At 61.7% G+C, this 10,299-nt stretch carries 9 protein-coding genes and 1 pseudogene; 6 read left to right on the top strand and 4 right to left on the bottom strand.

The features are described 5' to 3' along the window. Positions 1-150: 150 nt before the first annotated feature. The 4 genes from H0V78_00365 to H0V78_00350 form a co-directional block, all read right to left on the bottom strand. Positions 151-1,461: a cation:proton antiporter gene (locus tag H0V78_00365; GenBank protein ID MBA2350280.1), complete on the bottom strand. Its 1,311-nt coding sequence runs from the start codon at positions 1,459-1,461 to the stop codon at positions 151-153. A gap of 63 nt (positions 1,462-1,524) precedes the next feature. Next, complete coding sequence (locus tag H0V78_00360; protein MBA2350279.1) at positions 1,525-3,183, bottom strand: hypothetical protein; 1,659 nt, start codon at positions 3,181-3,183, stop codon at positions 1,525-1,527. A 202-nt stretch (positions 3,184-3,385) separates the two neighbouring features. Beyond that, a complete protein-coding gene (locus tag H0V78_00355; protein ID MBA2350278.1) occupies positions 3,386-3,925 on the bottom strand; it encodes a DUF3280 domain-containing protein in 540 nt (179 codons plus the stop codon). Continuing rightward, complete coding sequence (locus H0V78_00350) at positions 3,922-4,230, bottom strand: hypothetical protein (GenBank protein ID MBA2350277.1); 309 nt, start codon at positions 4,228-4,230, stop codon at positions 3,922-3,924. The genes H0V78_00355 and H0V78_00350 overlap by 4 nt, the downstream gene beginning before the upstream one ends. 309 nt (positions 4,231-4,539) lie before the next feature. Here H0V78_00350 and H0V78_00345 point away from each other — a divergent pair, with 309 nt between their 5' ends. From H0V78_00345 to H0V78_00320, 6 genes and pseudogenes are all read left to right on the top strand, one after another. Then, a complete protein-coding gene (locus H0V78_00345; GenBank protein MBA2350276.1) occupies positions 4,540-6,519 on the top strand; it encodes a sigma-54-dependent Fis family transcriptional regulator in 1,980 nt (659 codons plus the stop codon). Between the two features lie 25 nt (positions 6,520-6,544). Beyond that, positions 6,545-6,960 (top strand): annotated as a pseudogene (locus H0V78_00340) (GFA family protein). A gap of 136 nt (positions 6,961-7,096) precedes the next feature. Beyond that, positions 7,097-8,491, top strand: coding sequence for a dihydropteroate synthase (locus tag H0V78_00335; GenBank protein MBA2350275.1), 1,395 nt, complete (start codon positions 7,097-7,099; stop codon positions 8,489-8,491). Positions 8,492-8,615: 124 nt separating this feature from the next. Further along, a complete protein-coding gene (locus H0V78_00330) occupies positions 8,616-9,194 on the top strand; it encodes a DUF447 family protein (protein MBA2350274.1) in 579 nt (192 codons plus the stop codon). 5 nt (positions 9,195-9,199) lie between these two features. Beyond that, on the top strand, positions 9,200-10,042 hold the full coding sequence (locus tag H0V78_00325; protein MBA2350273.1) for a (5-formylfuran-3-yl)methyl phosphate synthase: 843 nt from the start codon (positions 9,200-9,202) through the stop codon (positions 10,040-10,042). Positions 10,043-10,146: 104 nt separating this feature from the next. Next, on the top strand, positions 10,147-10,299 hold a 153-nt coding region (locus H0V78_00320; protein ID MBA2350272.1), incomplete at its 3' end, for a hypothetical protein.

Below are 10,299 nucleotides of genomic sequence, written 5' to 3'. Positions count from 1 at the left end.
AATCGAACCACTGCCTGTCACATAAATCATGCCCCGCGCTTGGGTCTCGCGGGACGCGATGCGAGGCGGACGGCGCGCGGGCAGGGTCATTCCCTGCAAGCGACGGGCAACGCAGGGCATGATTTATGTATGAATAGACCCTAAACGACGTCACCGGGGAGTGGCCGAGTAAAAGCGCATCAACGGCGCGACTGAAAAGCCATGCACGATGATCGAAGCCGCCACCACCGTCAGCACGACCGACGAGAGCTGCTCTGCGTATTCAGCCGGCAAACCATGCTGAATAGCGTAGCTCAGATAGTAAATCGAACCGAGACCGCGGATGCCGAACCACGCAATCAGCGCGCGCTGCGGCTTCGTCGTCGGCGAACCGAGCAGCCCGAGCCATGCGCACAGCGGCCGAATGACGACGAACAGCAGCGGAACGAACCACAGCGTGAACGTTGTCAGATACGCTGCCGACAGCATCGCTCCGACGAACACGACGACGATGAGTTCGCCGATATGCTCGGTCTGCTGGTTGAAGTTCAACACTTCGCGCGCCATGTATGCAGGCGCCGTCGCCGGGTGCGTCGCGGCATCGTCGCCTCCCGGCCGGCCTTCTGCCCTAACATCGTCGGCATCGGCCTCGACCGACTCGTCGTCTTTATTCAGGCGCCGCTCGACCCGCCGCAGCGCCAGACCAGCGGCGAATACGGCGAGAAAACCATACGTTGACAGCAGCAGCGCGACGCCGTACGACAACGCGATCAGGCCGAGCGCGATAAATTCGTCGAAGCCGACCGCGGCGCGATGATATGAACGCAAATACAGCACGAGGCGCCCGACCGCGTAGCCCGCGCCCCAGCCGATCGCGAGGCCGCCGGCTATCGCCCATACCAGATCGACCGCCAGCCAGCGCCAGCCGAAACCGCCGACTTCGTGCAGTCCCAAAAGACCGAGGCCGAGCATGACAAACGGGAATGCAGTGCCGTCGTTCAATCCTGCCTCGCCGGTCAGCCCCCAGCGCAGACGGTCGCGGTCGCGCGCATTCGTGAGCTGCACTTCCGATGCGAGAACTGGGTCGGTCGGTGCGAGTATCGCGCCCAGCAGTATCGAAACGCCGAGTGGCAGATCGAGCGCGAGCACGCCGACGGCCGCGATCGCGGCGACAGTCAGCATCATCGACACGAACGCCAGGCTCAACGGGATTTTCCAGCGTGCATCGCGGAGCGGTAAGCTCAGCGTCAGTCCGGCCGAAAACAGCGAAATGATGACGACGATTTCGGTCATGCGCTCGATGAACCACGAGTGCTCGACCGGATCGACCGCGAGCACGCTCCAGCCGGCGGGTCCGAGCGCGTAGCCGACGGCCAGATACAACATCGTCGTATTCATCGACACGCGCTGCGCGAACGAACGCGTGACGACGGCGAAAATAAGCAGCGCACCGATCAGTGCGTACCAGACGTAAAATTCCATACGGCCGTCTAAACCGGGGCGAAGGCGGCGCTCGATAAACGACGCCGCCGGACGCGGCGCGATTCAGCGAACGGATTCAAAAGATGTTTCGAACAGTATCGGATCGTCGAAGTGACGCCGGCCGACGAAAGCCGTCGCATGATGTCCGCGGCCGCGCATCGCGCCGGCATTCGGCACGCCCATCGGCCAGTAGAAATAACGCTCGCCGCGTTCTGTACCGGGCACGATGCCATCGGCGCCGAACGCGCTTTTCGAACCACCCGTGGGCAGCGGTAGCGTGCGCAGCACCTCGTAATCGGCTTGCAGATAGCGGATGGCATCGTGGCCGACGGCGTCGGGCGAAGCCGCAAGCACGCGCTCGACGAAATGCGTATGGTGCGCGATGCGAATCGTCAGATGTTCGCCGGCCGCCATTGCCGGCAGGGTTTGCGGTGCAAAGGCGGTTTCCTCGAGCGTTGCCGGCTGCGGTCTGAGGCGGATGCGCGACGACGGGAAGAACAGATGGTAGCAGCCGCAGTTGTGCACAGCGTCAGCGATCAGCACCGTGCCATCAACGCCCAGGGTCAGCCGAAAAGTAATGCCGTCGAGATGACCGCCGAGCAGATCGAAGCGACCCACGCGCTCGCGCGCCGGAAACCATATTGTGTAATTAAGCTGCGGCAGCAAGTGTCCGCCGAAGCGCGTATGCGTCAGATAACGATAGACCGTCGGCTTGCCGATATCGACGCCGAGCTCGACTGCCGCGGCTGGCTTATCTGCAACGTCCGCCGCAGGCGAAGCGCCACCCTGCCAGGCGAGTGCGCCGATGCGATCTTCGTCGGCGGCGGTATCGATTTCGAACAGCGGCGCGAACTGCGCAAACAGGGCTTCGAGCGCCGATGCATCGGGCAAGGCAGCGAGCAATTGCGGACCGTCGCCGGGTTGATCGAGCTTGAATTGGGCGGCGATTTCGCGCGCCGACCAGGGTGCCGGCACCACGCCGGGTGCGTACCGGATCAGATGCCCCAGCACCGGAAGCTGTGCGAGATCGCGATCGAAGGTCGCTTGCGTTTTGCTCCGCAAACGCTGCGCGCCGAGCGCGAACGGGATCGACGTTAACGGATAAAGGCCGACCGCGCGCTGCCAGGTACGATAGCCGTCGGGCACGTGCACCGCGGTTTGCAAAGCCACGCGGCCGGTGCTCGACGCAAGGTCGGTCGTCCGCAGGGTGTCGGCGCAAGCGCGTAACGCATCCGCGGGGTCTTGCGACAGAAGCCCATCCGGCAACGACGCCCGCAATTTTTCGCGTTCGGCGGCCGGCAGGTTCGCGATTTCGGCGCGCCGGCCGGTTTCGTTCAACGCCTGCAGGTGATCGACCCAGGCGTCGAATGCCGCGTCCGTCAAAGGCTCGCGCGCGTAACTCGCCAGCAATCGATCGACGGCCAAATAGGGGAAACCGGTGATCGCGGCAGCATCGCTGTCACGGACGCCATGCGCGCCGACGGCGTCGTCGAGACGCGCGAAAAACGCCAGACACTCGCGCTGCGGGCCGCCGACAGGTATTGCGAGGCGGCGCTGCGCGACGTCGTCCCGTGCCAGACTGGCGCAGCCGGCAAGTGCGAGCAGCGCGCCGGATAATATCAAGGTTGCAATCAACCTTCCCGACGTCGGCAATTTCAATTGCCCGCGCCAGCGGCGCGATGAGTTCACGAGGTATCCGGTCGCATCGGAAATCACCCGCATTATTCGGGCTCCCACCTTATTATCCGGCTTCCCGCCTTGTGCGGACTTCGCCTTCCGCATTCGCTTGCCGCGATCACCTTCGCCTGCGCGCAGCCCTTTGCGAATGTTATCTTGAGCGTCTCGGGCGGTCAGCCGGCCTTCAGTCTGGCTGTTTGCCCCGGTCCCGGCCGGCTTTATGGATTCGGATTTCCGGGAAGTTGCGCTAACGACCGCCCTGCTTCTTCTCAACCATGTCGCGAACCATGTAGCTGATGCCGCGCTGCCAGGATTGATCGGTATTGCCGCGAATATCGACCGATTTCTTCAGCGTTACCTCCCCGGTCGAAACGTCCTTGACCTCGATGTTCAGATTCAGGATCAGGTTGCTGACCTTCTGCACCCAGGCTGTCAGCACGCGCTCAGCACCGAGTTTCCTGGCGATATCGAGCTCACAACCGTTGCAGGCATACAGGTTCTCGCTCGCTTTCATATTCTTGATCATCGCCTCCGCAGGCGCGTTATCAATCACGTCGTACAACTCTTTTTTTTCCAGCTCCGTCCGCAACTGGTCAGTGATCAGCATAAGCCGCTTTTGCTGCTCCTCGTATTTGGCTGGTTCAGGGATGTCTTCGATCAGCCCGAAATCGAGCACGGCGATGCGCTTCAAATCCGCAGCAGCGGCCGCAAGCGGCGCTCCGAACTGAGCCGCAACGAGGATCAACCCTGCAATCGCGCCAGTCGCCCGGCGCCCGATGAATGTCATTCTAGAAAGCATTGTTCTCTCGCCTCCGCTTGTATCTTCTTGTACTTGGCGCCGGCGCCCTTGACGGTTTCCGGATCGCGGAACTCATTGCCGCGCTCGCCGCGCATGGTCTGACCGCGCGCCGCGGTAGAATATTCGATGTAGTCATCGTGTTTCAACTTCGCGGCGATCTTGTCGATGGCGCACGAACACTTGTGGACCAGCTCGTAACCGCCTTTATCGGATTGCTGCATGCAGGCAAGGACCCATTCGACACGATCGACCGTCGGATAGCCCTGATGCGCAAAAGCCAATGCCGGCAGCATGGCCGCAACAAAAAACACTATCTTCTTCATGAAAGCTCTCTTTGGCGGATAGGAAACTGCTCTGACCGGTAATTTTTTGTTAATATCCAAAAAAGATGTTGCAGCTTGCGAAAATAATAACCGAAATACGTAATACCCGAAGTATGTAATACCGATCCAGCCGTACCCGTGGCAACGAAGCCATACCTCCTGACTGCTGTATGGACAGCTTTCTATCGGGATTCGCACTCGCGGATTGAAACACGTCCGGCTCCGGCCCTCACTTCGGCCCGCGCCGCCCAACCGTAACCGCCAGCAGCCACATTTCTCATGTCTGAACTAACGGGCAATCACGCCAGATACGTGCAGTCCTTGCTGGACGGCGGCGTCAAGCCGGGCGGCGCCGTGGCCGATAATTCGATCATGCGCTCGTGGTGGCGCTGCCATAGCGAGCACCATCTCGATCCGGCCAATCGCGACGATCCGATCATCGTCGGGCGCGACGAATTGGCCGGTTGCCAGGCCGGCCTCGCCGATCTGATGCCGACCGCGAAAATCGAAATGGCTAATCTTTATCAGCAACTGGCCGGCTCGGGTTACGCAATCATGCTGTCCAATGCCGATGGCGTGCTGCTCAATTACTTTGGCGATCCGAGTTTCACCCACGCCGCTGCAAAAACCGGGCTGATGCCGGGCGCGATCTGGACCGAACAGCATCAGGGCACCAACGGCATCGGCACTTGCATTTGCGAACGTCAGCCGCTGGTTATTCATCACAAGGAACACTATCTCGCGCGCAATATCGGGTTGACTTGTTCGGCCGCGCCGATTTTCGACCATGACGGCAAGCTCATCGCTGTGCTCGACGCCTCCGGCGAATCGCTGCTTGCTCAGCAGCACACGCTGGTGCTGGTCAACATGTCCGCGCAAATGATCGAAAACCGCGCGTTCCTGGGCCGCTTCAGCCGCGATCACACTCTGCGCTTCCACAGCCGCCCCGAATTCGTCGGCACCTTGGGCGAAGGCGCGATCGCGCTGACCGCCGCCGGTCATGTGCTGGCGGCAAACCGCAGCGCGTTGTTCCAGCTCGGCTATCGCACGCCGGCTGAAATCCGCGGACGCGAAATTAGCGAGTTGTTCAACACGCCGCTGTCGTTGCTGCTGGACCGCAGCAGCCGCAATTCCTTCCAGCCAGTGCCGATTTTCGAAGCGCGTCGCGGTGGACGATTCTTTGCGGTGGCGCGCCATCCGGAAACGCCTCATGGCGCGATCCGGGCAACGCTGCGCCCGCCGCCGCAACTGCCACGAAATGCGGATTTTGCTGCCGATGGCGCGCGTACACCGCTCGACAATCTTCACCTGGGCGATGCGGCGATGGCCGAAAACGTGCGCCGCGCCAGGCTGATTCTTGATCGCGACGTGGCGATCCTGTTGTACGGTGAAACCGGCACCGGCAAGGAGTTGTTCGCGAAAGCGCTGCACGCATCCGGCGATCGCGCCGACAAAGCGTTTGTCGCAATCAACTGCGCATCGATCCCGGAAACCCTGATCGAATCCGAGCTGTTCGGCTACAAGGCCGGCGCGTTCACCGGCGCCGCGCGCGACGGCCGTCGCGGCAAGATTTTCCAGGCCAATGGCGGCACTTTATTTCTCGACGAAATCGGCGACATGCCCGTGCCTTTGCAGGCACGCCTGTTGCGCGTGCTCGAAGAGCGCGAGATCCTGCCGCTTGGCGGCGAGCTTGCGGTCAAGGTCGATATCAAGCTGATCAGCGCGACGCATTGCAATCTGCTCGAGAAAATCGCGTGCGGCGATTTCCGCGAAGATCTTTACTATCGTCTGCAAGGCTTGAGCCTGCTGCTGCCGCCGCTGCGGCGCCGCGCCGACCGGCGCGCGTTGATCCTGCAAATGCTGGCAGACGAACACGCCGGCACCGCCGCGGTCGAGCCGCCGCTATCGATAGACAGCGATGCGCTGAACCTGCTTGAACACTATCGCTGGCCTGGCAATATGCGCCAGTTGCGCAACGTGCTGCGCACCATGGTCGCTTTGCGCGAGGACAGCACGATCAGGGTCCGCGATCTGCCCGATATCATCCGCGCCGGGCAAGCGCCGAACCACGCCGACTGCCCGCTCGACAAGCCGCCGCTGAATCCGCTGGAAAGCGCGGAGCGTGAAGCTTTGCTCCGCGAACTGGAAGGCCAGCACTGGAACATCACGAATGTCGCCCGCCAGTTGAAAATCAGCCGCAATACGCTTTACCGGAAAATGCAACGGCTGAATGTGAAGGACCCCAACAAGCTGCATTGACCGTATCCACTCCACGGAGGTAAAGATGAACAAGATTCAAGGTGGTTGCCTTTGCGGCGCGGTTCGGTACACATCGGACGCAGATCCACTCATGACTGCGATTTGCCACTGCAGGAACTGCCAACTCCAAACAGGCATAGCGTTCTCGGTGCTCGTCGCTATTCCAAAAGGCGCACTCACGATGGAAGGAGCACAACCTGTAACGTTCGAGACTCAAGGTGACAGCGGCCTCCCGGTGCTGCGGAGCTTTTGCTCAAAGTGCGGATCTCCCATATTCTCCGAGGTCGCGGCCACGCCAACGATGGATGGCTCAAGGCCGGCACTTTGGACGACACTTCCTGGCTTCAGCCTCAAGTCAACATATGGTGCGACTCAGCGCAGCCCTGGGTTCAAATGAACGAGGCGCTGCCTCGCATGGCCAAGAATCCACCCCTGGCCTGACACCGCAATCAACCAGAAACGATAGACCTGATTTTCTGATGTCTTGTCCGCCTCTTCCCGATTCATTTTCCGATCTTCGATTCCCGATACCCGATTCCCGCCTTTAACCGATCGCCGATTCCCGGCCCTTAACCCCTTGCCCCACATCCTGTTCCTGACCGGCAGGCTTGCCGAAAAAAGCCTGCACAAGGTATTGGCAGGCATGCAGCCGACAGAATTCAGCTACACGGTGCAGCAGATCGGCATCAACGTTGCCGGGCTGATGACGGCCGACCTGATCGCGCGCCGCGTGTCCGATGTGGCAAATGCCGATCGCATTGTCATACCCGGGCGCTGCCGTGGCGATCTCGACCAGCTTGCGGCGCGCTACGGCGTTCCGGTCGTGCGCGGCCCGGAGGAATTGAAGGATCTTCCCGAATTTTTCGGGCATGCAGGCTCGCCCGTCGATCTGTCGCGGCACGATGTGCTGATCTTCGCCGAAATCGTCGATACGCCGGATATCGACATCGCCGCGATCCTTCAGCGCGCCGCAAGATACCGCGCCGACGGCGCCGATGTCATCGATCTCGGTTGCCTGCCCGACACGCCTTTTCCGCATCTCGAAGACGCGCTAGGCGCCCTGCACGAAGCCGGCCACCGCGTCAGCGTCGATTCGATCGATCCGCAGGAATTGCTCCGCGGCGGCCGCGCCGGCGCTGACTATCTGCTGAGCCTGAAGGAAGATACGTTGTGGATCGCCGACGAAGTCGCCTCGGTTCCGGTGCTGATTCCGTCGCAGCCGCACGACGTCGAATCGCTGGCGCGCGCCATCGACCATATGGAACAGCGCGGCTGCATTTATTTTGCCGACGCGATTCTCGATCCGATTCATTTCGGCTTCACCGATTCGATCATCCGTTACGCCGAATTGCGCAGGCGTTTTCCGGGCGCGCCGATCATGATGGGCGTCGGCAACCTGACCGAGTTGACCGACGCCGATACCACCGGCATCAACGCGCTCTTGATGGGAATTATTTCCGAGCTGCGCATCAGCGCCGTGCTGACGACCGAAGTCAGCCCGCACGCACGCAGCGTGGTGCGCGAAACCGATGCCGCGCGACGCATGATGTTCGCGGCACGCGACGCCGACAGCCTGCCGCGCAGTTTCTCAAACGATCTCCTGGCGCTGCACGCGCGCAAACCGTTCCCCGATACGCCCGCGGAAATCGCTGAAATCGCTGCCGCGATCAAGGACCCGAGTTTTCGCGTCCAGGTTTCCGAGGCCGGCATCCACGTCTACAACCGCGACGGTCTGCATTGCGATGTGGATCCATTCCGCCTGTTCCCGCACCTGAAGCTGGAACAGGATGCGGCCCATGCTTTTTACATGGGCGTTGAACTGGCGCGCGCGCAAATCGCGCACCAGCTCGGCAAACGCTATTACCAGGATCAGGAACTTGACTGGGGCGCCGCCGCGAAAGCCAAAGCCGAGGATCTGGATCAGCAGTCCGCGCCCGGCGTCACTCTCGAAGTCGGCAAGCGGAAACGCTGAGCCGGCAAGGCCTGAACTGCACCTCCGTGGCAGCAAGCTGCGACGGGCGTCCGCTATGCGCTCTGCGGAAGCGCGGGTAAAATCGCCTTTCGCCACGACGTTGTCTGGCCGGCAGCAGTCACGCATGATCTTCGAAACCATAGTCACGACTGTCAATCCTGACGGTAAACCGCATATCGCGCCGATCGGCATCCATCGTCGAGGCGAGCTTTACATCATCGCGCCGTTTCGCCCGTCGACAACACTGTCCAACGTCGAAGCCGCCAAATCCGCGGTCATCAACACCACCGATGACGTTCGAGTATTTGCCGGCTGTCTGACCGGCCGTTACGAGTGGCCGATCCAGGCTGCCGAGCGAATCGAGGGTGTGCGACTTACCGGTGCTCTCGCGCATATCGAAGTCCGGCTGGAATCGGTCGAGGCCGACGAACTGCGACCGCGCCTCATCTGCCGCGCCGTGCACAGCGCGAACCATGCACCGTTTCAGGGTTTCAATCGGGCACAGGCGGCGGTGATCGAAGCGGCGATCCTGATCAGCCGTTTGACCATGCTGCCGCCGGAGAAAATCGAATCGGAAATAAATTACCTGCGCGTCGCCATGGACAAGACAGCCGGCGATGCGGAACGCGAAGCGTGGGGCTGGCTGATGGAAAAACGGGATGCCCATCGCGCCCAGCATCCCGATGCCGGGCAACTGGTGTGAAGGTTTTGGCCCCGACCTGTGAATTCGCCAGGGTACTCGCCAGCGTGCTGTCGATCGCAGAGGCGAAAACGGCTCTGGCCGCCGGCGTCGATATCGTCGATCTCAAAAATCCCGCCGCGGGCGCGCTCGGCGCACTGCCGGTTGCGGACATCGCCGCGATCGTCCGCATGATCGGCGGGCGCCGTCCGGTCAGCGCGACGATCGGCGATTTGCCGATGCAAGCCGCGCTGATTGGCGCAGCCATCGAGCGCACTGCCGCGGCCGGCGTCGATTTCATCAAGATCGGCCTGTTCGATGACGGCGATGCGCGCAGTTGCCTGGACGCGCTGCGGCCTTTGGCGCGGCACAGGCAACTCGTAGCGGTGTTGTTCGCCGATCGCGATTTCGATAGTGACCTGGTCGATACTGCCGCAGCCAGCGGCTTTGCCGGCGTCATGCTCGACACCGCCGACAAATCGGGCGGAGGTTTGCGTAGTCATGTGAGCGAATCGGCGCTCGGCGAATTCGTCGCCAAGGCTCGCGCGCGCAACATGTTTACCGGTCTGGCGGGGAAACTGCGGCTCGCCGACATCCCGTTCCTGTTGCCGCTGGCGCCCGATTATCTGGGTTTCCGTGGCGCACTGTGCACAGGCTTCGAGCGCGCCGCCGCAATCGACGAAAATGCCATACGGGACGTACTGCGCGCGGCGGGCAGATCGCTCCCTGCCGCGCCTTCCGGACAACGCACCCCCATCAAGTCCGCGCCGGTTGCGCCGGATAAGGCGCCAGCCCTTGTATCCGGACCAGCGCCGGAAACCACGATAGGCGCGGTTGAAGCTTGCGTTTATACTGAGTATCCCGCCCCGTAAACGCTTCTCGGTGGAAGCCGCAGCGCGGATGGTTCCGAGGGCTCAGATTGTCCATATTCTTCAGCGCCATAACACGACTACTCCCACCCGCCCTGGCAAGCTCCATGCGCTTTGGCGAGGTCCTCGATCGTTCGTCAAACGAGATTTGCGTCTTCGATGCCGAAACGCTGGCGTTCGTCCACGCCAATCACGGCGCGCTCTGCAATCTGCAGTACACGCTGGACGAGATCCGGCCGCTATCACCGCTCGACATCAAG

This window comes from Burkholderiales bacterium (assembly GCA_013695435.1).
GTDB lineage: Bacteria > Pseudomonadota > Gammaproteobacteria > Burkholderiales > JACMKV01 > JACMKV01.
This window is presented reverse-complemented; position numbering and strand designations above follow the sequence as displayed.

Coding starts and splice junctions, on each gene's coding strand:
- H0V78_00365 (MBA2350280.1), bottom strand. CDS start 1,461: ATGGAATTTTACGTCTGGTACGCACTGATCGGTGCGCTGCTTATTTTC.
- H0V78_00360 (MBA2350279.1), bottom strand. CDS start 3,183: ATGCGGGTGATTTCCGATGCGACCGGATACCTCGTGAACTCATCGCGC.
- H0V78_00355 (MBA2350278.1), bottom strand. CDS start 3,925: ATGACATTCATCGGGCGCCGGGCGACTGGCGCGATTGCAGGGTTGATC.
- H0V78_00350 (MBA2350277.1), bottom strand. CDS start 4,230: ATGCTGCCGGCATTGGCTTTTGCGCATCAGGGCTATCCGACGGTCGAT.
- H0V78_00345 (MBA2350276.1), top strand. CDS start 4,540: ATGTCTGAACTAACGGGCAATCACGCCAGATACGTGCAGTCCTTGCTG.
- H0V78_00330 (MBA2350274.1), top strand. CDS start 8,616: ATGATCTTCGAAACCATAGTCACGACTGTCAATCCTGACGGTAAACCG.